This is a genomic window from Corynebacterium sp. HMSC064H12 (assembly GCF_001809925.1).
GTDB lineage: Bacteria > Actinomycetota > Actinomycetes > Mycobacteriales > Mycobacteriaceae > Corynebacterium > Corynebacterium jeikeium_D.
In genome coordinates this window covers 1-23,471 of record NZ_KV799343.1, presented here as the reverse complement: position 1 = coordinate 23,471, position 23,471 = coordinate 1, and the positions used below count along the sequence as shown (strand labels likewise).

Annotated in this window: 20 protein-coding genes and 1 riboswitch; of the genes, 4 read left to right on the top strand and 16 right to left on the bottom strand. The window is 59.7% G+C overall.

Translation table 11 applies throughout. The features are described from left to right. The 6 genes from HMPREF2681_RS06430 to HMPREF2681_RS06405 all read right to left on the bottom strand — a co-directional run. On the bottom strand, positions 1–1,135 hold a 1,135-nt coding region (locus HMPREF2681_RS06430; protein ID WP_070546456.1), incomplete at its 3' end, for an acyl-CoA dehydrogenase family protein. 107 nt (positions 1,136–1,242) lie between these two features. Beyond that, a complete protein-coding gene (locus HMPREF2681_RS06425) occupies positions 1,243–2,088 on the bottom strand; it encodes a YdcF family protein (RefSeq protein WP_049193650.1) in 846 nt (281 codons plus the stop codon). Continuing rightward, positions 2,088–2,603, bottom strand: a complete 516-nt coding sequence (locus tag HMPREF2681_RS06420) for a nucleoside/nucleotide kinase family protein (RefSeq protein ID WP_049193649.1) — start codon at positions 2,601–2,603, stop codon at positions 2,088–2,090. Before HMPREF2681_RS06420 ends, HMPREF2681_RS06425 begins: the two co-directional genes overlap by 1 nt. Positions 2,604–2,622: 19 nt before the next feature. After that, positions 2,623–3,441, bottom strand: coding sequence for an energy-coupling factor transporter transmembrane component T family protein (locus HMPREF2681_RS06415; RefSeq protein ID WP_070437971.1), 819 nt, complete (start codon positions 3,439–3,441; stop codon positions 2,623–2,625). Further along, positions 3,438–5,054, bottom strand: coding sequence for an ABC transporter ATP-binding protein (locus HMPREF2681_RS06410; protein WP_070546454.1), 1,617 nt, complete (start codon positions 5,052–5,054; stop codon positions 3,438–3,440). The genes HMPREF2681_RS06415 and HMPREF2681_RS06410 overlap by 4 nt, the downstream gene beginning before the upstream one ends. A 9-nt stretch (positions 5,055–5,063) precedes the next feature. Beyond that, positions 5,064–5,672 (bottom strand): ECF transporter S component, encoded by a 609-nt coding sequence (locus tag HMPREF2681_RS06405; protein ID WP_069359579.1) that lies wholly within the window; start codon positions 5,670–5,672, stop codon positions 5,064–5,066. 157 nt (positions 5,673–5,829) lie between these two features. On the opposite strand from HMPREF2681_RS06405, the gene HMPREF2681_RS06400 reads away from it, so the two are divergent. Further along, entirely contained in the window at positions 5,830–7,881 is a 2,052-nt protein-coding gene (locus tag HMPREF2681_RS06400; RefSeq protein ID WP_070546452.1) for a DUF2339 domain-containing protein, read from the top strand. An 88-nt stretch (positions 7,882–7,969) separates the two neighbouring features. Continuing rightward, positions 7,970–8,167, top strand: coding sequence for a hypothetical protein (locus HMPREF2681_RS06395; RefSeq protein WP_038628285.1), 198 nt, complete (start codon positions 7,970–7,972; stop codon positions 8,165–8,167). Positions 8,168–8,335: 168 nt separating this feature from the next. Here HMPREF2681_RS06395 and HMPREF2681_RS06390 read toward each other — a convergent pair whose 3' ends face one another. From HMPREF2681_RS06390 to HMPREF2681_RS06380, 3 genes are all read right to left on the bottom strand, one after another. Continuing rightward, the gene (locus HMPREF2681_RS06390) at positions 8,336–9,679 is read right to left on the bottom strand and encodes an alpha-amylase family protein (RefSeq protein ID WP_070546451.1); all 1,344 of its coding nucleotides are present in this window, start codon (positions 9,677–9,679) and stop codon (positions 8,336–8,338) included. Positions 9,680–9,683: 4 nt separating this feature from the next. Continuing rightward, the gene (locus HMPREF2681_RS06385; RefSeq protein WP_049193643.1) at positions 9,684–11,099 is read right to left on the bottom strand and encodes a M20 metallopeptidase family protein; all 1,416 of its coding nucleotides are present in this window, start codon (positions 11,097–11,099) and stop codon (positions 9,684–9,686) included. Positions 11,100–11,234: 135 nt separating this feature from the next. Further along, on the bottom strand, positions 11,235–12,617 hold the full coding sequence (locus HMPREF2681_RS06380) for a M18 family aminopeptidase (protein ID WP_048732931.1): 1,383 nt from the start codon (positions 12,615–12,617) through the stop codon (positions 11,235–11,237). A 264-nt stretch (positions 12,618–12,881) separates the two neighbouring features. Here HMPREF2681_RS06380 and HMPREF2681_RS06375 point away from each other — a divergent pair, with 264 nt between their 5' ends. Then, positions 12,882–13,079 (top strand): hypothetical protein, encoded by a 198-nt coding sequence (locus HMPREF2681_RS06375; protein ID WP_048732933.1) that lies wholly within the window; start codon positions 12,882–12,884, stop codon positions 13,077–13,079. 2 nt (positions 13,080–13,081) lie between these two features. Here HMPREF2681_RS06375 and HMPREF2681_RS06370 read toward each other — a convergent pair whose 3' ends face one another. The 4 genes from HMPREF2681_RS06370 to HMPREF2681_RS11265 all read right to left on the bottom strand — a co-directional run bounded on the left by HMPREF2681_RS06370 (position 13,082) and on the right by HMPREF2681_RS11265 (position 19,510). Beyond that, positions 13,082–14,557, bottom strand: a complete 1,476-nt coding sequence (locus HMPREF2681_RS06370; protein WP_242451377.1) for a glycosyltransferase family 87 protein — start codon at positions 14,555–14,557, stop codon at positions 13,082–13,084. A 180-nt stretch (positions 14,558–14,737) separates the two neighbouring features. Continuing rightward, positions 14,738–15,721 (bottom strand): HtaA protein, encoded by a 984-nt coding sequence (locus HMPREF2681_RS06365; RefSeq protein ID WP_224784255.1) that lies wholly within the window; start codon positions 15,719–15,721, stop codon positions 14,738–14,740. A gap of 380 nt (positions 15,722–16,101) precedes the next feature. Continuing rightward, the gene (gene thiC / locus HMPREF2681_RS06360; protein ID WP_070546449.1) at positions 16,102–17,808 is read right to left on the bottom strand and encodes a phosphomethylpyrimidine synthase ThiC; all 1,707 of its coding nucleotides are present in this window, start codon (positions 17,806–17,808) and stop codon (positions 16,102–16,104) included. Then, positions 17,807–17,928: riboswitch (TPP riboswitch) on the bottom strand. It overlaps the preceding gene by 2 nt. 1,414 nt (positions 17,929–19,342) lie before the next feature. Further along, complete coding sequence (locus HMPREF2681_RS11265; protein WP_224433626.1) at positions 19,343–19,510, bottom strand: hypothetical protein; 168 nt, start codon at positions 19,508–19,510, stop codon at positions 19,343–19,345. An 886-nt stretch (positions 19,511–20,396) separates the two neighbouring features. Between HMPREF2681_RS11265 and HMPREF2681_RS11260 the strand changes: the two genes are divergently transcribed. After that, positions 20,397–20,696: a hypothetical protein gene (locus HMPREF2681_RS11260; RefSeq protein ID WP_246822708.1), complete on the top strand. Its 300-nt coding sequence runs from the start codon at positions 20,397–20,399 to the stop codon at positions 20,694–20,696. Here the strand turns inward: HMPREF2681_RS11260 and HMPREF2681_RS06345 are convergent. From HMPREF2681_RS06345 to HMPREF2681_RS06335, 3 genes are all read right to left on the bottom strand, one after another. Then, on the bottom strand, positions 20,678–21,157 hold the full coding sequence (locus tag HMPREF2681_RS06345) for an SDR family oxidoreductase (protein WP_070546444.1): 480 nt from the start codon (positions 21,155–21,157) through the stop codon (positions 20,678–20,680). The two genes, HMPREF2681_RS11260 and HMPREF2681_RS06345, sit on opposite strands and share 19 nt — an antisense overlap. Before the next feature lie 121 nt (positions 21,158–21,278). Continuing rightward, positions 21,279–22,517, bottom strand: coding sequence for a methyltransferase domain-containing protein (locus tag HMPREF2681_RS11325; RefSeq protein WP_083280599.1), 1,239 nt, complete (start codon positions 22,515–22,517; stop codon positions 21,279–21,281). 249 nt (positions 22,518–22,766) lie between these two features. Then, positions 22,767–23,249: a pirin family protein gene (locus HMPREF2681_RS06335; protein ID WP_048732946.1), complete on the bottom strand. Its 483-nt coding sequence runs from the start codon at positions 23,247–23,249 to the stop codon at positions 22,767–22,769. Positions 23,250–23,471 lie beyond the last annotated feature (222 nt).

Below are 23,471 nucleotides of genomic sequence, written 5' to 3'. Positions count from 1 at the left end.
AGATCTGGTTGGTGCCCTCGTAGATCTGGGTGATCTTGGCGTCACGCATCATGCGCTCAACCGGGAAGTCACGGGTGAAGCCGTAACCGCCGAGCAGCTGCACGGCATCGGTGGTGACCTGCATAGCAACGTCAGAGGCGAAGGTCTTGGCGTTTGCGGCCATCAGACCCAGGCGAGCGCCGCCCTCAGCAGTGCCGCGCTCAGCGTTAGCGGCTGCGGTGTAGACCATGAGACGAGCAGCGTCAATCTTCATACGCATGTCAGCCAGCATGAACTGGGTGTTCTGGAAAGCAGCAATCGGCTTGCCGAACTGCTGGCGCTCCTGCACGTAACCAACGGCGTAGTCGTATGCACCCTGCGCGATGCCCAGTGCCTGTGCACCAATAGTCGGGCGAGTGTGGTCCAGGGTCTCCAGGGCAGTCTTGAAACCGGTGCCCTCTTCGCCGATGATGCGGTCAGCCGGGATGCGGCAGTTTTCGAAGTACAGCTCCGCGGTCGGGGAACCCTTGATACCCAGCTTGTGCTCCAGGCCACCGACGCGGAAACCCTCGTCGTCCTTGTGGACCATGAATGCAGAGATGCCGTTGGCACCCTTCTCCGGGTCGGTGACAGCCATGACGGTGTACCAGGTGGAGCGGCCACCGTTAGTGATGAAGCACTTGGAGCCGTTGAGGACCCACTCATCGCCCTCACGGACCGCGCGGGTCTTCATGGAACCGGCATCCGAACCGGCCTCACGCTCAGTCAGTGCGTAGGAAGCCATTTCACCGTTGGCGATGTCCGGCAGGACCTTGCTCTTCAGCTCGTCGGAGCCCTTGAGGATCAAGCCCATGGTGCCCAGCTTGTTCACAGCCGGGATAAGAGAAGCCGAGCCACAGACACGAGCAACTTCCTCAATGACAATGCAGGCCGCAACCGAGTCCGCACCCTGACCACCGAACTGCTCCGGCACGTGGACGGCGTTGAATCCAGCCTCGTTGAGAGCCTTCAGGGCCTCCTCCGGGAAACGCTCGTTCTCATCGACGTCCGCTGCGTACGGAGCAATCTGCTTCTCCGCCAGATCACGGATAACGGCGCGGAGCTCCTGGTGCTCCTCTGGCAGCTGGAACAGGTCGAATCCTGGGGTCAAAGCCATGTGGGTGTTCCTCCCGATTTAATGATTCCGATGTCGTGTTCGATATCGCGCTCTACGCATTTCTACGCAGCACTATCACCGCACGACGTATTTATCTTCGTTCGATACTAGTGGCTAACGCTTCGCCCTACCCGCGAAATTCGTAAAATTCTCGCGTTGCCGCTCGGCGCCCACAGAATAAACTGCGCGAGGAATTCCCGCAGCAGCGATGTCGCCCAGTACCTCAACGGCGTATAGGCGCCGACGACACACCAGGGTTCCAGCCCCCGTTCGCGCATGAGCTTCGCTACCCGTGGCGCATGAAAATCACTGGTCACAACAACCGTTCCAGCGCTCAACGCACCGTCCATGCCGCGCATCAATTCGCACGCATAGTCAATGTTTTCCGACGTATTCGTCGATTGGTCCTCGGGGATCAACTCGATGTCGCCGCGCTTTACGACGTCCCCAGCGTTCGCCTCCAACCACTCCACCATGGCGTCCGCTTCGGAGCAGGTGGCATCTGTCACCGCTTCACTGCCGACCCCACCGGAGCAGATGATTCGCTCGGTACGCTCATCACACGCTGAGACTGCTCGCTGTAATCTTCTGGCCAGCAGGGCCGAGGGCCGATTGTTCTTCAATCCGCATCCCAGTACAACCACGGTGTGTGGCGGCAGAGTTGGTTTTTGGGCTGCACATCGAAGGCGAACGGCCTCGAAAACGATCGCTGCGGCTCCTGGTACTGCGAGGCCGGCGAGCAGGGGCGTCGTCAAGCGATGCGATGCGCGAGCGTAGTAGGCGCGGCAGCTGGCCAGTGTCCACGCGGCACCTACTGTGGGAAGAACCCACCGCGGAGGTCTGCGATTGGGCAGGCGTGGTGGGCGTAGCTCCGAATTAGCGGCGACGCGTAGTCCGCCGACGAGGAGCATGGAACCGAAGCCTGCACCGAGGCACGCGAGTGTTTTTCTCATCAGAGCTTCCACGTTAACTGTTCTGGGACGTTGATGGTCCAGTCGACGAGCTGTTGCGGATTGTGCTTCGCCATATGCTGGGATTCCTGCTCGGCCCACATGTCCCAGTGTTCCTCGAAGTGGTCGTCGCGAGCCATGGCACGGGCAAATCGAGTCTGTGTGTCCAGCTCTACCCAGACTCCCCAGGCGTTGCCGTCGCCGATGGCGCGGGCAGCGGCAAGGTTAGCTTCAGTGACAGCGCCGCAGCCTTCGACGATGAGCGAGGAGTCCGGTGGCGTGGGGACCCACTCGGCGAATTCACTGGCGTACCAGTCCCACCGGCGATACCCGCGCTCATCGGCCGGTAGAGCGGGGTTCAAAATGGTCTCCGCAACTGCGGCCGATGCTTTCTGCAGACCGGACCAGCCCGGATATACATCCTCCAAGTGGATAACTGGCCAACCGAGGATACTGTGCAACTTTGCCGAAAAGGTGGTTTTGCCACTGCCGGAACGGCCATCGATAAGCAGAATCATCGTGATCGAAACGCCTTTGCTACGCCACACCCAGGAAGCGGAACTCCCCGGCCCACACGGAAATACCGATTGCTGCGACGGCGATGGCAAGGCAGGCGGCCATGGTGACATAGTCACGCGCGGCCAATGTCGAGGTGTGCCACCACGTACGCTTAATCGGTGCACCAAAGCCGCGGGCTTCCATGGCTGTAGCCAGTTTGGTGCCGCGGCGCAGCGCGAACACCAGCAGAGCGAACACCTGGGAAATAATGCGGCGGATTGCGCCGTGGTCACCCAAACCGCGTGCGCGACGGGCTCGGGTCAGCGCCTGCCAATCGCTGATGAATAGGCCGACGAGTCGCAGACTCGCCACCGTTGCCAGCACAAAGCGGCTGGGCAGCTTGAGAATCTGCGCCAGCCCATTGCCCAGATCGGTGGGGTCGATATTGGCTGTCAGCACGATAACTGGAGTACCGATAGCCAGCACACGCAACATAATCGCGATGGCCAGGGAAATGGAATTATCCGTCACATGCGCAAGCAGAAAGGAGAAATACTCTTTGCCCTCCGGGTTGCCGTAGAGCGCCATCGAGATTCCTGAGATGGGCGCGGCGATAAGAAGTGGCAGGCTGCGTCCTAGAAAACGACGAAAACCCAAACCCGACAGCGGCACCAAGAAAAGCGTGCAGACAAGCGCGACCACTGCGGAGACCCAGTCGATGGAAATCAGCAGCGGTGTGGTGAGCAAGAACAGGCCCAGTACTCTCGCCACCGGGTTGACCGTCGCGAGGAAAGGCTGCTTACTCGAAGTGGCGCTCTGCGTACCTTCAGCCGTACCGGCGGAACCGACTTCAGTCACGATGTCCCTCCTGCTTCACCCTGGCCGCGCGAACCTTTACTGCTGCTCGGACCGGCCTGCTCCCCCGAACCACGCTGTCCCGGTGCCGCACGGCCTGACCGCTCCGGATGAAACGCATCCATGTCGACGACGTAGTCCCCCATCGCTTGGACCACCAACGGATCGTGGGTAATCGAAATAACAGTTCGGCCGTCGTCTGCAAGTTGGCGAAGCAAAGTGAGCAGCTCGGTGAATGTCCGGCGGTCTTGGCCGAAGGTCGGTTCGTCGAGAAGCACAATATCCGGCGCTGTCGCCAGCATGGTCGCCACCGACAGACGTCGCTTCTCACCGCCGGAAAGCGAAAATGGGTTCGCCTTGGTCAGCGCCGTCAACCGGAGCCGCTCGAGCAATTCCTCGATGCGCTGATCGGCGTTAACACCGACGAGCTTGGGGCCGAGCTGCAACTCTTCCAGCACGGTGCCGGTGACAAATTGGTGTTCAGGATCCTGGAACACCGTGCCGATACGAGTAGCCAACTTCTTCGACGGCCACTTCCACGGCGCGCTACCGCTGCCTGCCACTTGGACCGTCCCCGCCATCGGCTCAAGCAGACCGCCGAGCGTCAGCGCTAACGTGGACTTGCCGCTGCCATTGTGACCAACAATGCAGGTGGAAGCTTGAGATGGGATTGAAATTGATACACCGCGAGCAATCGGTTCAACAGTTTCGCCACCGCTGAACCAAGACTTCTTCGCGCCATAGCCGATGGCCAACTCGCGGGTTTCAATCGCGATGTCACCGCTAGGGTGCCCGTCCTGGTCGCAGGCAACGGAACGCGCGTCCGGCAGCGCGGGCGGTGCATCCGGAATCCACACCCCAGCATCCGTCAGAGCCTGCCCGTGGTCTTCCAAGACTCGATGAGGCGCACCATCGGCAATCACACCTTCGCGGCCCAGCACGATGATGCGGTCGACCACATCGACCCACGCATCCACCCGATGCTCGACCACGATCAGCGCCGCACCGGTTCTCTCCGCCGCGGTAATCGCCGCATCGCGTAGTACCGGCACACCGGCCGGATCGATGTTGGCCGTCGGCTCGTCCAAGCAAATGACCCGTGCGCCCATCGCCAGCACACCCGCCAATGCGAGGCGCTGTTTCTGTCCCCCGGAAAGCCGGTGCGTGGGATGGTCCAGCGGCAAATCCAGTCCCACCACATCCAGGCTGGCGCGTACTCGGTTGCCGATCTCAGCCGGGGCAACGCCAAGGTTTTCCGCACCAAAGGCAACATCGTCGCCAACGCGGGCACTAATCGTCTGCGAGTCAGGGTCTTGCAGCACTAAGCCCACCGCGCCCCTTGCGGAAGCGGGAGTACAACCTTCAATCAGGAGCTCTCCGGTGGCTTCGCCATCGGAGTCGTCGCCAAGCACGCCAGCAATAGCGGCAAGCAGCGTCGACTTCCCCACCCCCGACGCGCCGAGCAACAGCACCTTTTCACCACGCTCGACGTCCAGCGTGATGTCATTCAGTACCGCAGCTTTGCGCCCCGCGTGCCGATATCCGAACCCCCGCGCGCTCACCGCAGGGACATTTCCGCTTGACGACGGCCCCCGCGTCAACTCCTCATCTGTCATCGATTTTTCCTAGACGTCGCCGTGCCGCTCTCGCCCGATGGCAAACCGATCCAGCGCTCCAGTTGCCGCCAGTGCCTTAGCCAGGAAGTAAGCCAGCAGACCGGCGAGGACGGCACCAGACAGCGCCGTGGAGATCAGGTAGATGACGTTGAATTCGAAAGTCTTGGCCAGGTTGCCGGTGAAAAGTTCAAAGGTCCACGCGCCGACACCTGCCATGAGACCGGAGATAACCACGGTGGCCAGGTTGTAGCTCTTGTACGCCAGAACAAGGAACACCAGCTCCGCGCCGAGCCCCTGCGCCAAACCTGAGTACAGGGTGGAGATACCCCACTGGTTACCGATTAGTGCTGAAACTGTCGCTGCGATTACCTCGACGAAGATAGCGGCACCCGGCTTGCGAATGATGTACGCGCCGAGCGGCCCACCGAGGAACCACATACCCGCGACCAAACCGCCAAGGCCAGGAGTAAGCGCGTTGACTGCTTCATAGCCCGCACCGCCGATGATGTTCCAGATAACAAAGATCAGGCCAACGGCCACGCCGATAACAGCTGCAATGATGATGTCAATATTGCGCCACGAGAAGTTAGCGCGTGTTGCACTCGCCGATTGCGTCATCTCACTTGCTCCCATTTTTCTTTAACTCGAGCGATATTGCTCAAAAGATTTTGATGTATTCATTAGCGGCATATGGGGCCTGTGCCGACACGCCCTAAGCACTAACTTTTGCCTACCCTACCGCGCCCAGCAGATGGCCTAGATAACATAAGGAACCATGACTAAAGCCGAGCGGTCATCTACTGGAGATACCCCAACTGCCCAAACCCCTCATCCGCCGACAGTCGGCGATGAGGGGACAGCCGCGGATTCCGCAGTGAAAACTGTCGAGTTCCGTGGTGCTGACAACACCGCTGAGCAGGAAAGTTCTCGCCCATACTACATGCCCACATTGACGTGGGGCGAGAGACTTGACCTGTCTGCGAAGCAGTGGTGGCCACTCATCGGAGTTGTTATTGCGATACAGCTTGTCGCTCGCATTCTGGTTCTGACTAGCCATGGTTTTTACTGGGATGACTTCATCATCGTTGGCCACCTTTACGACACCCCGCTGCTGAGCAAGGACTACCTGCTTCAGGACCACGACGGGCACCTTGCACCACTGGCCTTCCTGGTGCAAGGCCTCTATCACCTCATTGCGCCGTGGAACTGGTGGCTGCCGGCTATCACCATGGCCGTGATGTCGGTAGCGCTGACATACGCCACCACTAAGCTCTTTGAGCTTCTCACTGGCCGCACGCTGGTGTCGCTCTTCCTCATCACGGTCGTCGCCTGGACTCCGCTGATGCTTCCGGGAGACACCTGGTGGTCGGCTGCGGCCAATTCCCAGCCGTTCCACCTGGCATTCGTGGTTTTCATGATTGTCGCTATTCGCACCACTATGCGTCGTTCTTTCGGCCCCCGCCCGTGGGAAGCCGCTGGTCTGTTTGTACTGCTGGCAGTGGCGCTGGGATTCTTTGAGAAGTCCCTGGCTATCGCGCCGATTTCGATGCTGGTTGTCATCACTTTGGCTTACATGGAGCGCAGCAATATCCTGCAGGTTCTCCGTCGCGGCCTAGTCATCTGGATCCCATCGATGCTGCTGACCGGCGCCTGGGCACTGTGGTACTACTTCGGCCCCGCCGAAACTACCGGCTTCATTTCTGACAAGCTACAGCCCGAACTGTTCTTCAACGGCCTCGGCCAGATTTTTGCCGGCATCATCGGCGGGCCAACAAGCTGGGAACGTTGGGCTCCGGGACAGCCGTTTGCCTCCGCTTCGTCTCAGCTGATTACTCTCGGCGGCATTATTCTGTTGATTCTGTCTGCCACCCTCATTGGCCGCGACTACCGTGGCTGGGCTCCGTGGACGCTATCGGTGGCGTACATGTTCACCACCTTGTTCGCCATCACCCTGTTCCGCTCGGGAGAGAACACCTCTGGCGTGCTGGCGCACACTCTGCACTACTACTCTGATGTCGCGCTCGTGATCGCTATCTGTGTCGCGGTCTCCCTGGCGGGACTCCCGCCAAAGGACGAGGCGCCGGCTCTGCTACCGACTCGTACGCACATTCTGATTTGGTCGCTGGGTGTCGCACTGGCTGTCACCTCCTCGATTTCCGTGGTTACTTACCGCAATGCCTGGTCTGATGACATCGCAATGGAGTGGATTGGCAACACCAAGGCGTCGCTGTCCGCGCTGCGCGAGGAGGCCGACGCCGCTGGCCCCGACAAGGCAATCGACTACAACCTCATTGACCAGCCCGTCCCCTTCGAGATTCTCGTGCCCGTCGCCGCTCCGATGAACATGTACTCGCGGGTCTTTGATGCAGTCTCCGATCGCCCTCCGTTTGAGCGCGTCACCGGTCACCCGCGCATGTTCAATACCGACGGTTCGCTTATCGACGCCAAGGTCTCCGAGATCACCCGGGTCACCGATGGCCCTGTCGAGCAGTGTGGCCATCGCATCACAGTTGGTGAGGACGGCACTGCGTCGGAGGACATCAAGCTTGAGAACATCATCAAGCTCGGCGACTGGGTGCTCGAGTTCCCGGCCACCGCCTCTGAGGACATGGATGTGCGCCTGTCGCTACCCAATCCTTTCGAGACTGAAGAGCAAACCCGCGCTGGTTCCACGGTCGTGAAGATGAACAACGATCTGCGGCCGCGCTATGCGTACCTCAACGGTGGCGGAAATACTCTCCGTGTCGATGTGGAGAAAGCGACTCCGGGGGCAACGCTATGCATCGGCGCGGGGGCGATTGGCCCCTTGGTTCCCGCAAGCCGTTAAGAATCCTCTAAGATATTGCTTTAAGATAATGTGAGAAAAGTTCATTAGCCCTTGTAGCTATTGTTTTTCCGACAGAGGAGCCACATCCATGCGTAACCGCATCGCCGGCGCTATCGCCGCATCCGCCATTGCCGCAGCAGCCCTGGTCGCTTGCTCTCCCCCGAACGAGGTTGACTCGGACGTCAAGGTCGGCGACCAGGCCAACCCGTCGGAGACCTTCGAGCAGAAGGCCACCACCCCGGCACCCTCCGACGAGATGACTCCTGCTGAGACCGCAGAGATGTAACTGCAGATTCACTAATTGAAACTGCGAAAACCGGGGTAGTTAGCAAACAGAAACGCAGTCGCTACTCCTTGTGCCCACTCATCGATGGGGCACGAAAGAATTACCGCCCGGCCATGGTGTCCGGGCGGTTTTGGTTCTCTGGGGGCAGCCTAGAGCCACGATGAGAGCTTAGGAAAACTCAAATTCCACGTGGTCACCATCACGGATTACCGCACTCGTTGCGCCATTTTCCAGGTTCAGCTCGACAATGAGCGAGGGCATCTCGCCGGAAGCTCCAGCCTCACCCGAGGCCCCGGCAGCATCGTCCACGAGCGCCGCATCGGTCGCGATCACGCGGTAGCGAAGGAAACCATTGCGCAATTCATCAGTCTCCACGCGAGCGGAGTGCAGCCATGGGAAGCGGCGGCGCAACGCAACGAGCTGCTGATAGGAGCGGTAGAGAGCCTCGCCGAGCGTAGAGAGTTCCTCCGGGCTATCCGGGAACACTGGACGGACCTGGTCGTCACCGCCGATGCGTTCCTCTTTGAGACCGGTATAGCCCTGTTCGTCACCGTAGTAGACCAGTGGCACACCGGCCACGGTAAACAGCACCGCTGCCGCCAGCACGGCCTTGTCGGCCCCTACCTGTGTCGCAATGCGTGAAACATCGTGGTTTCCCACAAACGTCACCGGCACAAAAGACTCCGCGAAGGTGTTATGGCGCTTCAGAGTCCAGTCCAACTCGAAGAAGTTTTCCTCCTTCAGCGCCGACCAGGTCGCTTTCCACAGCTCGTATTCCGTCACCGAGTCCATGCCGGACACCGACACAATCTCCGCATAGTCGCCGTGGATGACCTCCCCGTAGATAAAAGCATGCGGGTGCTCAGCACGCACTCGCGGCAAAACCTTGTGCCAGAACTGTGGATCCACTGCGTAGGCCGCATCCAGGCGCCAGCCATCAATCCCCCGCGCCAGCCAGTAATTCATGACGTTCACGACAAAATCAACAGTCGCGTCACTGGTGTGATCGAATTCGACCAAACTCTCATGTCCCTCAAACACCGGCGCGGTCATGTCGCCATCTGAGTGCGTAAACGCAAAGAGCTGCGCTTCTTCAGAGTCAGGGTTTTCCTTCGCGGTCTTCAGCGCGGGCGCCTCTGCCCCGATGTGGTTGAAGACACCGTCGAAAAGCACTTTGATGCCGCGCTCATGGGCAGCTTCGATGACGGCCTTCATGTCCTCTTCGGTGCCCAGGCGCGAGTCGATGCGGTAGTAGTCCTCGGTATCGTAGCCGTGGCTAGTCGACTCGAATACTGGCGCCAGCTGCAGGACGTTGAGCCCGAGCTCCTGGACGTACGGAAGCCAGTCAATCAGTTTGCGAATTCGATTGACCGGCGCGGCGCCTCGATCCTTCTCACGGATGGGCGCTCCCACAAACCCCAGTGGATAGACGTGCCATCCAATCGCCCACTTCGTCCACTCAGGTGCGGCGCCAGCGAGCGTCTTATCAGGGGCGTTGGGGGTAGTGGACATTGTCCTATGCATCCTCTCTAGGTGCCTGAGGCTGATTGGAATTATCTGGTGCCGTCGCAGCCTCAGGGGTCGGTGAGGTCTCCCCCGCCGATTCGCTTGACGACGCCCGCGCCTGGCCCGCATGCGACTTCGGCGTGCCAAGGCCTGCATTCCGCGGCCGTGGAGGCACGGAACCTGCTGCGGGCATGGTCGGAGATGCGACAGGGCGCTCCGGCGGTTGGCTCTTCGACGGGTTCAGTGCATCCAGCGCGATTTGAATTTCCGTGCGCATGCCGCTGACCATGGCTCTCTCCACAATTTTAAACTTGGAGTTGTGAAGAAAGAAGGGATTACCCGCTTCCGGGCCACCGGTGCCGAGGAACATGTAACAACCCGGCGCTTCACGGGAAAAATACGAGAAATCATCCGAAGGAGCCCACGGATCGGCAGCGAACACCTTGGACTTGCCAACCGCCTTCGTCGCCGCATGCCACGCACGATTGACCGCAATGTCGGCGTTGACCACCATCGGGTACGGAATCTGCCAGTCGAAAGTCGCCTGTGCACCGTGAGCCTGGCAGACGCCGTTGACGACGGCCTCGATACGCTGGCAGACAATCTCCCAGTCGGCCTCATCCACCGAGCGGATGGACACTTCCAGGTTGGCCGTATCCGGAATCACGTTGCCGGCCTCACCTGAATGCAGTGAGCCGACATTGACAATGTTCATGTGCTTCGGATCCACATCGCGGGAGACAATCGTGTTCAGCATGAGAGTCGCCTCGCTGGCGATGAGCACCGGGTCAATCGACAGCTGCGGGTTCGAGGAGTGTCCGCCACGGCCACGAATCGCGATGGAGACGATGCCCGACATAGTTGTCACTCGCCCAGCGCAAATCCCCACATGCCCCACCGGATGCGGCGCGACGTGGAAGGCATAGACCTCATCTAAGTCATCGGCGGCGCCCTTGTCGACCAGCTCACGAGCACCGCCCGGCAGCATTTCTTCGGCGTGCTGGAAGATGCACAGCACCTTGCCGTGCAGTTGATCGCGCATTCCAGAGAGCACCTTCGCCGTGCCCAGCAGCATCGCCGTGTGAACATCATGCCCACAGGCGTGCATCACACCTGGCGTGCGCGAGGCGTACGGCAGTCCCGTTTCCTCCTGAATCGGCAGGGCGTCAATATCCGCGCGGTAGCCAATCACACGGCCAGTGCTGGGGTCGCCCGCTGTTCCCTCGATGACGCCAATTACGGACGTCGGGGTCAACCGGTACGTCGGGATGTCCCACTGATTGAGCAAATCCTCAATCATGTCCGAGGTCCTGTACTCCCGGAAGCTCAGCTCCGGATTCTGGTGCAGTTGGCGACGCCATGCCACCGCCTCTTCGATAGGTACTTCAAGGCGGTGCGACGGCAGGGTGTCGTTAGCATCAGTCATGGTTCATAGCATGACAGAAAATAGGCTCCACGACGAGCAGCTACGGAAATTCCCTCACCCATTTTCGCTTCACGACGGCCACAGCGCCCCAACATCTCCACTGCTAGAGACGACTTCAGCGCTGCCAGCGAGCTGCTAGTGTCCGGCACCCCAGAAATCCACGGTGAGTTCGGCCAACCACCATGGATCAATCGTGCCGCACATCTCACGCGCCGAGTGCATGGAGACCATCGCAGCTCCGATATCGATGGTGTCGATACCCAGTCGCGTTGCAGTGATCGGGCCGATAGTGGAGCCGCATGGCTTGTGGTTCGCAGATACAAAATACTGCACCGGCACTTCCTGGCCAATGCGCTTGGAGGTTTCCGCTGCGATTCGGACAACCTCGGCCTGACCAACCGCCGTGGTGGCGTAGCGCTGGTTGGCATTGATCTTTACCACTGGGCCAGCATTGAGCTCCGGCTGGTGCCCCGGCTCGTGTTCGCCTGCATAGTTCGGGTGCACACCGTGTGCGCCGTCGGCCGAGAGACAGATGGAACCGCGGTAGAGCTGCTGGGTGCGTTCCAGGTCAGCGCCTGTAGCCGCTGCGATGCGGGACAGAACGTCGGCAAGCAGTGGACCTGCAGCGCCCGTAGTGGAGGCGGACCCGACTTCCTCGTGGTCGAAAGCGACCATGACGGGGATGGTGGTTGACGTGCTCCAGTTTTGGCGGAGCAAGGTCTCGAAGGCAACCAGGGAGGAGTGGACGCTGAGCAGGTTGTCGAGTCGACCTGAAGCCAGGAACTCATCGTGAGCACCGAAGGTGCGCGGCTGCTGGGTGTCGAAGGAAATGAGGTCCCAGGCGACGATGTCGTCGATAGACAGGCCCGCAGCATTGGCGATGACCTGGTACACATCGGTGCCGAAAGTATCCAGTCCGATGATTGGTGCAGTGTGATTCTGCTTGTGGAGCTTCAACCCCTCTTCGTTAACCGCACGATTGAGGTGGATAGCCAACTGCGGAATACGCGCAACCGGGCCAGTGCGAGCAAGGTGCTCATTGCCGCTTTTATCAATTACCCGACCGGCGAACTCAATTTCGCGGTCGGTCCAGCTTCCCAACAACGCGCCGCCGTAGACTTCAACGGCGACCTGCGTATAGCCTGCGGCGGAGGTGCGCGCGTTGGGCTTCACACGAAAACCGGGCGAATCCGTGTGGGAACCCACAATACGGAAACCGGTGAAATCGGCAGCCGGCGTCTCCGGGACGATCCAAGCAACGGCAGCGCCATCGCGACGCAGGACGTAGGCACCGGGTTTACTTGGCCACTGTTCGTGCTCATCGATGACCGTGGCACCGGCTGCACTCAGACGGTCAACGACCTGTTGTGCCGCATGAAATGAGCTTGGCGACGCAGCCACAAAATCAATTAAATCCTCAACGTGACTGAGCGCTGCCGCCGGAACTCTGCGCGATGCCGCTTCCGAGGTATCCGCCGAATCCGGGGACTCAGGGGTGGGTGCCGAAGAAATAGCCATAACCAAACTCCTACTTCACATTTGATTCCGGATTTCATTGTATTGGAGCCCACAACTGACCGTGACCGAGCATTGAGCCGGTCCACAGTGTGATGCAGCTTTCATGTTGGGAACGGTATCCACTTAGTCACTTTTGCCCGTTTTAACTCGATATCGGGCATATTCAGACATATAGTGGCAACCGCATCAAAGAAAACCATTTGAATACAGAACCTCTCAAACCGGAGTCCCGACCGGATTCCGACCACAGAAAGGGTTTATACCGTGAGCCTTGAAAACCTGTTCCCCCGCTCTTTCACTACCAAGCGCGCCTTTTTCTCTCAGCCGCTGCGCGAGGCTCTTACCCGCGACACCAGCAGTGACGCTAACGCAGTCCACTTCGGCCACCAGGTTAAGAGCGCCCGAAACGAGATCTACAGCGACATGTCCGCCCGTGACATCGTCTCTATGCTGAGCCGCTAAATCTAGCGCTTCCTCAAGTCGAATAAGACCATTGGCTCTGGCTGAGGAAATTTCAACGTCTCCGCGGCAGCTAATTCACTGCCAAAACCAGCTCCAACCTCGCCTGCATCACCATCGCCGTACCGATGTACCGCAAATGCGTGGCAGCCACCAACAACTAGCATCAATGCCAGCGTCAAGAGCATCGCAGTAATCCCCGAGTACACAAATCCGCCGGTATACGGCGTAGCAGCAATCGGGTTTGTCACAGGAAACGTCAGCAGGACCACTAGCAACGCAATACCGATATACGGCCACTGTCTGGTCAATCGGGTCCGCGCCATGGCGGCCAAACCGAACACAGACGTGACCAGCATCAACATGTAGTGGGTCCAAAGAATCGATGAGAATGTAGCTGCAATAAGCCACGCGCCCGTGATCAGAAATTCAAACCGGTAGACCGGGTTCAACCACGCAACTGCCGTGACCATCAACACCACGCCAAGCGCAATACACAGCGGAATCGTTTTCACGTGACTCGGGTAATCACGAACCACTGTTACTAATAAATCAGGTTTGCCCAGGTCTGTGGCTAAAGTCGACGCCAACGACTGATTCGCACCGCCGACCAAGACCGATGAACCAATGTCGCCGATTCGATCAATCCAATCCGAAATTACCGACATATCAACGCGGATAAACATCCAGACCGCCAGTACCGCCGTGGTGGCCAGCGACCAGAGGGCTGCGCGCCGTCGATAAGCGAAAAAGAGCATCACAGCGATGAGCGCATACGGAGTCAATTTAATGGATGCGACGATGCCGAGCACGATGCCCGCGAGCCAAGGACGAGTGCGCGAGGCAGCAAGACCATAGGCGACACCCGCGACGATCAGCGGTGTCGTCTGACCGATCCAGAACGAATTAATAGTGGTCGGCAGAGCGAATACGCATGCGGTAACCAGCGCTGCGATACCCCAGGGCATGGTGGACCGAAACCACAGGTGGTAGGAAGCTACGACGAGGACCACGACGGCCATTCCGGAGAGAAACAGCAACCAAGCAACCGAGGTTTCAAAGCTCATGACGTGGGATATCACTCCCAGAGCCTTTGCGAACAAAGGGTTTTGCACAAAGGGATGCGTAAATGGCGCAGACACTTCCTGCGCCAGGCGTGGCCAGACCTCTCCACTCATGGCAGTGAAATCGATTGGATCGGCGTCATAAAGATGGGACTCAAGTCCCCTGTCCATAAGTAGCCCGCCTACCCAGAGCGAAGCCCAATCGTCCGGCTGAGTACGACCATTCCAGGCCAACAGCGAGGCAAGACCACCGAGCTGCGAGACCAGAATAAGAGGCCAGCTCATCACAGGCGATTGCGCCAGCGCGGGGGTCTGACTGGGTTTGCGAGCCCGCATTTTTCGCGAGACCTGTGACCGAGACTTCGCAGCAGCACGTTGCGACTCCGCAGCCTGTGACGATGCGCCATCCTGTGACACAGGTCCTTCTGCCTGACTATGCCGTCCCACGTTCCTCCTCATCGCTGGTAAGCGCCTCTATCTAATGTAGTGATTCCAATACGGCAGTGGTTACACCCCGCAAGAACCCACAAGGTATGACGGCTTACTTTGAACAAAGTGCCAGGAGGACGACAGTTGGCGGCCGTGATGGCCGGAGGACTATCGAATCTGTGAAATAGTGCCGATGGTCGTAATCAGCTGATCTCCATCGCTGTCGACCACGGCGGCTATGGGCATGCGCTCCATCTCATCCGGGCCGACATCGTAGCCCTGCGAGACCTCTGCCGTAATAATCTTTCCGGTCGGGCCTTCCTCAATGCGCGGATTACGAACGACCACATGAACCAGACTGAACTTCGCGGTGATGTGAACTTCTCCGCGGTAGCTCTCCCCTTCGACATCACTGTTGTCATTGTCGCGGGTGAATGAGACGACACCGGCCTCAGGCTCTAGGGCACCGTTCTTGGCAGTGACGCCACCACCCAGTGCGCCGAATACCTTCTCCAGCGCAGATACAGAAATTACTAAATCCTCGCTGGAGGGAGCCGGGGCATTCTTGCCCGGAGCATCCGAATAATTCAACGGGATGTAGATTTCCTCGGCCTCATTAATGGAGCCGGCTGCCGGGTAAACATAAATGCCCCAGTTTTCACCAGCTGGGGTCTCTGGCGGGTCAACAACAATGCGAGCCTCAAAGCTGCCGTCATCTGTCATCGGAGTGGCTTGACGAGCGATAGAACGTCGCATGTCGACGCCCTGGTTCGGTATCGCCTCGAGAGTTCCAGCCGGCGTGACCCAGGCAATGTTGTCGTGCGGATGTTTCCGCGACGAGGACGGAGCACCTTCACTTGGCTTCCAGGAGTCTGGGAACGCACTGTAGAGAACGTAAACGCCATTGGGCACACCCGGAGGAATTGGAAGCGGGTAACCACCACGGTTGGCCGACGGATTAAAACCACTGCCGCGAACAATGAGAACATCGCCGCGATGAACTGTGGCGCCTTCAGCTGGTGTGCCGTCCTCAAAAGTGACAGAAACTTCCGGGGATTCGACATACTGCGGATCCTGCGGCTGGAAGTTCTCCGCTGGATTAATCACATTGGGAAAGTTGTCTGGCACGATTGGCTTCGCAGTTTCAGCCATTGCTGGGGACACAAACGCTGAAAGGACCATGGCGCCGGACAGCGAAACCGCAGTAACACCTCTGCGCGCACTCTGCCTCACCGGTCGACGCTTGCCTTCTCCAACGGGCGATGATTCGGAGCCGGACGAAAGGCGAGTTTCGTGAGCCCCCGCAAGATGGCGGTGGGAATGATCGAAAGTCAAGAACTTCAGACTGTGCATACAAGCAATGTACACCTGCATATTAGGCTCACCTAACGCATTTATTAAGGCGCGCCTTATCCACCCCCGTTTGAGTCTCAACGCTGGGATTGGAAGAAATAGCTGAGAGCAAAAGAAAGCCGCGGCCAAGCCCAATAGAGCTCGACCGCGGCTTGCTTCAGCAGCTTTGAGGCAACCAATTACTCCGCGGTAATCGGCAGGTAGACGCGACCACCCTGATCAGCGAACTCCTGGGACTTCTCAGCCATGCCGGCCTCGATAGCTTCAACGGAGTCCAGACCGTGTTCCTTCGCGTAGTCCTGCACATCCTTGGAAATACGCATGGAGCAGAACTTCGGACCACACATGGAACAGAAATGCGCGGTCTTTGCCGGCTCTGCAGGCAGGGTCTCGTCGTGGTAGTCCAGCGCAGTGTCCGGATCCAAGGCCAGCGCGAACTGGTCATGCCAACGGAACTCGAAGCGGGCCTTCGACAGCGCGTCGTCACGCTCCTGAGCACGCGGCAGCCCCTTTGCCAGGTCAGCGGCGTGCGCGGAAATCTTGTAAGTAATCACGCCGACCTTGACGTCGTCGCGGTTCGGCAGACCCAGGTGCTCCTTCGGCGTGACGTAGCAAAGCATGGCGGTGCCAGCCTGCGCAATGATTGCCGCGCCGATAGCCGACGTGATGTGGTCATAGCCCGGCGCGATGTCGGTTGCCAGCGGGCCGAGGGTGTAGAACGGAGCTTCCTCACACCACTCCTCTTCCCAGTTCACGTTGTCAGCGATCTTGTGCATCGGAACGTGGCCTGGGCCTTCGATCATCACCTGGCAGCCGCGGGACTTAGCGATCCTGGTCAGCTCGCCGAGGGTCCGCAGCTCAGCCAGCTGGGCCTCATCGTTAGCGTCGGCAATGGAGCCCGGACGTAGGCCGTCACCGAGGGAGAACGTGACATCGTACTGTGCCAGAATGTCGCACAGCTCAGCGAAGCGCGTGTAGAGGAAGCTCTCCTGGTGATGCGCGAGGCACCATGCGGCCATAATCGAACCACCGCGGGAGACAATGCCGGTAACGCGGTTGGCGGCCAGTGGCACGTAGCGCAGCAGCACACCCGCGTGAACGGTCATGTAGTCCACGCCCTGTTCGCACTGCTCAATGATGGTTTCGCGGTAGATTTCCCAGGTCAGCTTGGCCGGGTCACCCTTGACCTTCTCTAGCGCCTGGTAAATCGGCACCGTACCAACCGGCACCGGGGAGTTACGCAGAATCCACTCGCGGGTTTCGTGAATGTCCTTACCGGTGGACAGATCCATGATGGTGTCCGCGCCCCAACGAGTCGCCCAGACCATCTTCTCCACCTCTTCGGAGATGGACGAGGTCACAGCCGAGTTACCAATGTTGGCGTTGATTTTGGTGGCAAAGCGCTTGCCAATAATCATCGGCTCGGTCTCCGGGTGCTTGTGGTTGGCCGGAATCACGGCACGCCCCGCAGCAACCTCTTCGCGAACAACTTCCGGATCCACATTTTCACGAGCGGCAATGAATGCCATCTCCGGGGTGACAATTCCCGCTCGGGCCCATGCCAGCTGCGTCTTGACCTTCGGGGCCTCCTCAGAACCTGCAACCGCCGGCACTGCCGGAGCCTTCGGCCAAGAGTCACGAGTCTTAGCCAACCCCTCCTTCAGGTTCAGTTCCGGGTTTTCCTCGGTGTAAATACCCGAGGTGTCGTACGCATCGAAGTGAGTGCCGTCCGTCAGGTTGATTCGACGGACTGGAATGCGCAGGTTCGCCTCACCGAAATCGTTGCTGAACGCAACCTCGTCGTAATGCTTGTTGCTGCGGTAAATCGGGCCAGTTGTAACCTCGCCCTCTTTCGGCGGAGCGGATACAGATACACGTGCGGCCATGAAGCAACACATCCCTTTCCTACGCTGGTATTACCCAGATTCAGGTTCGTCCGGTCGACGCTCGATCCCTAGCGTCCTCTCAGTGCCGGAATTTCGGTTGGCACTCCCGTGGTTTTGTAATGCGCCTCATAGTCTAACCAATCGTTCGGATTACTTCGGTCATTACACCCACGATTGCCACAAATGCTTAACGACGGCGCGGAGAACGCACCCCAAAGATGCAGGTTGTGGCTGTGCAGCGGCGTTGTTTTGCGTGGCGATCGCGTTGTCCACACCCCTAAAAAGTTATCCACAGTCGCTCTATTTTTTCGGCTTCTCAGCAAGCGCACTTGTAATCGCAGTGTTATATCTTTCTCACACAAATTCTTTGGGGAGGGAAAATTGAAAAAGGCGACTACTGCCGCCCTACTATCAGCACTTCTATGGGGAATAACGGGGACTAGTTGCGCATCGACCGAGGCATCCGGCAAGGACGTTCAGCCTGCCGGCGACAATGCGACAACCATCACTACTGACTCGGGCGTGACGTTACCCGCGGGTGTGCTTCCACCCAACAATCCGCCGGAGCCCGGTGATGCTCCACTTGGTCCCGATGGGCACTACAACTACGACGCACCCGAATTCGTCCTGACCAATCCGTGTGACGACCCTGAGATTATGGGGCGCCTCGACAGGCTGGGGTTCCGGGAGCAGTCTGAGGTTTCTCAACGTGTAAAGGGAACAAGGCAACTCGGGTGCATCATAGGTTCCAAAAGCTCAGCATTGTCTGAGGTTTTCGGAATTTGGAGAGCTTCGATCGCCCATTCCAACCTCGCCAGTTACGGTGGGCTTCCAATTGACCGACAAAACGGAGTCCACAACGGGGTTACATACACAATGACAACCCCAATTGGTCTCTCATACTGTATTGCGTCCGTTGAAACTGAACGTGGATCGTTGGGGTTTGCAGTCGATATCACTGGCCAAGATGATTCCGATTTGACCGAAGAACTATGTAAACCCGTGGACAATCTGCTTACGAAGTATTTGGGGGACCTGTAATGATTAATGCTTTCATCCCATCTATTGACAACGCCATTTCACAACTAAGTAAATCTTCTGTTTCGGCGGGTTTGTCATCAGCTGCCTACCCAACGTTGGGCGGTTATTCACAGGTACCGTCCTTGCAGCTGGTTGCGAATGAGCATTCTCTCGCAATAACAGGCAGTCCTGGTAGCGCCAGTTCCATCCATTTGGCGATGGGCAAACAGCTCACGTGGGCGCAAACGAATCTCGCTGACTTCCGTCGCGTGATCACTGAGCACGAATCCACCATGAATCGGATTCTTCGAAGCATTAACCCGTTCAATGGTGACGGCGCTTCCCTTGCTGAAGTAGCGCGAACAAGTGGTGTATTTCAGCGTCGGCCGATGTTTGAAGCTGGAAGTCTCACTTTCGCGCCAGTCACTCTTTCTGCGGAACTTGGTCTCGATGCGAAGTCCCTACTATCCATGTTTTCCTCGACAAATGACGGTGCCGTAGCCGAGGCAATCGCCTACTGGAACAACTTCGCCGACACTATGACCACGTTGGCCAGCAATCTAACCTCCATCTCATCCGGCTTGGTGTCGAGCAACAGCGGTGCCGTCTTCTCTGCTGCTGACTCAACAATGAAAGGTCTGGCCGCACGCGCTACCAGCATCGCCACCGCATCTGAGGTCATGGCCGGGCACCTTGCCGTATTGCCATCTGTGAAGGCGATGGCCGTCAATGCACTATCAGCGATCGAAGCCGAATCCAAGGCACTCCCAAACCCTGGCGCGCAAAAGGCTTTTGAACAGGCCGAGGTAGCAGCCTTTCTCTCTGGTCCGTATACCGCACAGCTACAGACAGCTATTCCCCGAATTCCTAACCTAGTTTCTGCCGATGCGGGAAGTGGTGTGACTGCCGAGGTGTCCGTTGGGGCCACAGTCGCCGGGCGTTCTGGAACTAGCCAGTTCAGCCTTTCGCCTGCAGGGATGACTGGAAGCATGCAGGCCGCCAGCACACCAGTTGGTGCCACCTCAACTGTTCCGGATTCTCCAACACCACAATCCACATCCGCGAGCCCTTCCGCTCCTTCGCACGTGCAACCGAGCACTTCGACTTTGTCGAACCCCACAAATCCGTCTGCTGCCCCTGTGCACCCTGCATCACCTAGCAGCCCAACGAGCTCCACAATCTCGCCAACATCCCCGACCGGTACATCAACCATGGCTCAACCGAGCACGGCGAATCCAGCCATGATCACCCCTTCGGGAGCGAGCGCCCCACTTCAACGCACGTCACCGCAAGGAGTCTCGCCTTACGGAGTTCACGGCAACCGGCCGGCTGGCCCTCTCGGCGCAGGACGCACTGCGGGGCTCACACCAGCGGGCAATATCCCGGCACTGCCGCCTTCTGGAAACGCAAGCCCCCGTCCACCGGCCTCGGGACTTCCGACTTCGAGCCCTGGTCGTATGCCAGCGCCAACAGCGGGGCGCGGGATGGGAACCGGCTTGGGTCCCGGGGTTGCTGGTTCTGCCTTGCCAAACGCCTCGAATAGCCCTGCACAGCGCGGAAGTGGATTGATGAATTCCCTAATCAGCGCGCGCAACCGTACTGCTACCGGAGCTACGGGTGCTGCTGGCGGAACCGCGGGCGCCGCTGCTGGAAACCGTAGCGCAGGGGCTTTCGCGGCCACCACAGCGGGCAATCGTGGCGGACTGCTCCAAAAGGGCTCCGCACCGTCGGCACGCAAACTGACAAATGTAGCCACCATCAGGGATAACGATGCCGGCGCTTTCGAGCAGAACGAATACCAGAAGGAGCTTTTCGGGGATGCGCCAATTACTATCCCGGCGGTGATTGGTCACAACGTCCGATCGTAAAGCTCCGACCGTAAGCCTCCGAGCATAAAGTCAGCGCGCAAAAGCTGATCTTTACCCGCTCGGGCGCCACGGGGGATCAGGCTGGCAATCGACGACGTCATCACGATCTTCGCGCCCGGCTCCAACAGTGGCACGAACGCACGGCAGCCGCAGACCGCCCCGAGCAGGTTGATGTCGAGCGCGCGGTGCCACGTGTCCATGGTGACGTTCTCGATCGCCCCGCCGACCGCGATGCCCGCGTTGAGCACGAGCACGTCCACCGCGCCTATCGCCGCGGCCGCCGCCTCCCGGTCCGCGTCGGAGGTGACGTCCAGCTCGCGGTAGGTGCACGCATCGCCGAGCTTGACGACGTCCTCGTTCGCCGAGTCATGCAGATCGGTCGCGATGACCGAATCGCCGCGTGCGACGAAGCGCTTGGCCAGTTCGAGGCCGAAGCCGGAAGCGGCGCCGGTGATGAGCACGCGCCGCAGGCCGCGTGGTTCGGGGGAACGGCCGAAGGGGCCCTCGCCGGATGCGGCGGCGAGGCCGGTCCGGGCCGGCGAAATCGCTCCGCCCGTGCGGCGGTCAACCCCGTGTACGGATCTACGTGAGCATCGACAGCAGGAACACGGAGTCCTCGTCTGCGTCGACCCGGTGTGGGACCATGGTGGGCAGGTGTGCGACGGTCCCCGGCGTGAGGACCTCGGTGCGGTCGCCTACGGTGAAGCGCACCTGGCCCTCGATGCATTGCACCATAATCGGGTGTGCAGCGCGGTGATCGGGCAAGGCCTGGCCGGAGCGGAAACGCATGGCGATGATGTTTACCCCGTCGGCCGTCTGCAGACGTTTCACCGCCGGGCCGTCGCCGTCCTTGGCGGGCGGAGCGGCGGCGACGACGTCATGAAGGCTCAGAGCCTCCGGATCGGCGGTCAATTCAGCTTGCTGGTCGTCGTCGAGGAACTCAATCTCGGGCCCGCGTCGGACGGCGGGCGATGCTTCGCGCCCGCTTTCGGAAGCGTTGGAAACGGCACCCGTCGCATCGGCGGCGTCGGCGGAATCGGCGGTGTCGCGCAGACGGGCCACGATGCCTATCGAGGCGAGGGCGTCGTCGTTCTCGACGAAAACGCTGCGCATGCCGAGAACGCGCTTACGCGCCGCGGGGTGCTTGATCATGTTGCCTGCGATGCGGGCAACTCCGGAGATCCCTTCGTCTTCGATCATCTGGGAGGGCTTGAGCAGGCCCATCTCCGCAATGCGGACGTGCTCGACCTCGAATCCGTGTTCTTCGAGGAGGTTTCGCCACTCCGCGACGGTAAGTGGTCGGGCGTTGACCCGGATGGCCTTGGACATCGCGATGCGAATCTCATCTTTCGTCGCCGCATCCAGGTCGTCGGGGGTCAACGCCAGTTCGTGGATCGCGTAGCGGCCGCCGGGAACGAGAATCCGACGAACCTCGTCGAGAATCGCCGCCTTGCCCTTGTCGCCTTGCATGGTGAGCATCGCCTCGCCCACGACGGCGTCCGCCGAGTCATCGCCGAGCCCCGTCGCTTGGGCCTTGCCTTCGGTGACCCGGCCCCTGTGGCCAACGACCTTGCCGGTCGTCTTGGCGGCGTCGGGGTCCTCGTCGATGCCGACGTAATCCCCCGGTGCGCGATTCAAGATTTCCGTCGCCGTAATCCCCAGTCCCGGTGCGAGTTCGACGACGCGGGCGTCGGTGAGGCGAGCCCGGTCGAGAATCCACTCCGTCATCTTCCGGCCACCGGGTCGAAGGACCTTTTTGCCCAGTCGGGCCAGTAGCCAGTGGCCCTGGAGTTGTTCGAAATCTCTGTCGCGTGCATTCATGGTGCGTCTCACTCGTCGTGTGGCCGGGCCGACGGTGTCGGCGGCTGCGCCGACCCGTTAACCCGCATGTAAAATACTGCTTTAGCAATTAACTTAGCCTTACCTGGCATATTTGTCGAGGGGTTGGCCCGAAACGCCGAACCGGGCCGTTGCAACGTAGATGTCCGACGACCCGGTCGATCCGAAAAAGGCGAGGTACCTGTCCTTCGGCGTCTGGTCTATACCGTCATCCGGTGTCGTTTGGTGGGCTCAGTCGATGCTGCGGTCCATGGTCCAAGCCAGCACCTCGGCATCGTTGATGGCGGTCATGGGCAGCGAGTCGACCTCGTCCGAATCCGCTGAATTCGATCCGTCGGCCGTGATGCGGGCAACGTCGCCGTCGTAAAGCGTCTCGTCGCCGAAGGATGCCGAGCCGCAGGCGACGAAGAAGTGGGTGAACCGCGACAACGGCACGTCGATGGTGCGGCCTGCGGGAACCCGGCCGATGCGCAACGTCGCGCCGGTGGTGCCGATGGTCAGCGGCGCGAGGCCCGGTGTGCCCGACGCGACCGGGACCAGCGTGCCGTCGGTGAGAGCATCGTTGAGGTCGACCTCGTCGTGGGAGGGAGCGGCACCGAGATCGTCGGGCGGCAACCAGGCCTGGACGACCCGCAACTTCTTGCCGTCGAGGTAACCGGAGGCATTGAGCTCGGAGTGGCGGATCCCGCGCCCGGCGCTGATTCGCTGCGCCATGCCGGGGTCCCTATGTGGATTGTCAACAGTCAGGCGGGACTTTCACGTACATCGTATGGGGGTGTAGCCGTGACTGATCGCCGGTCCGCATCGCGCGGGCCGGCGGTGATCAGCGCAGCGGCCTACGCAGCCGTGGCGATGTTTCTAGCAGGGATTTCTCGGAAGAACTCACGCCGAGTCAACAGGGCATAGATGACGTTGCAGTGGCTCCGGGCAAGCCAC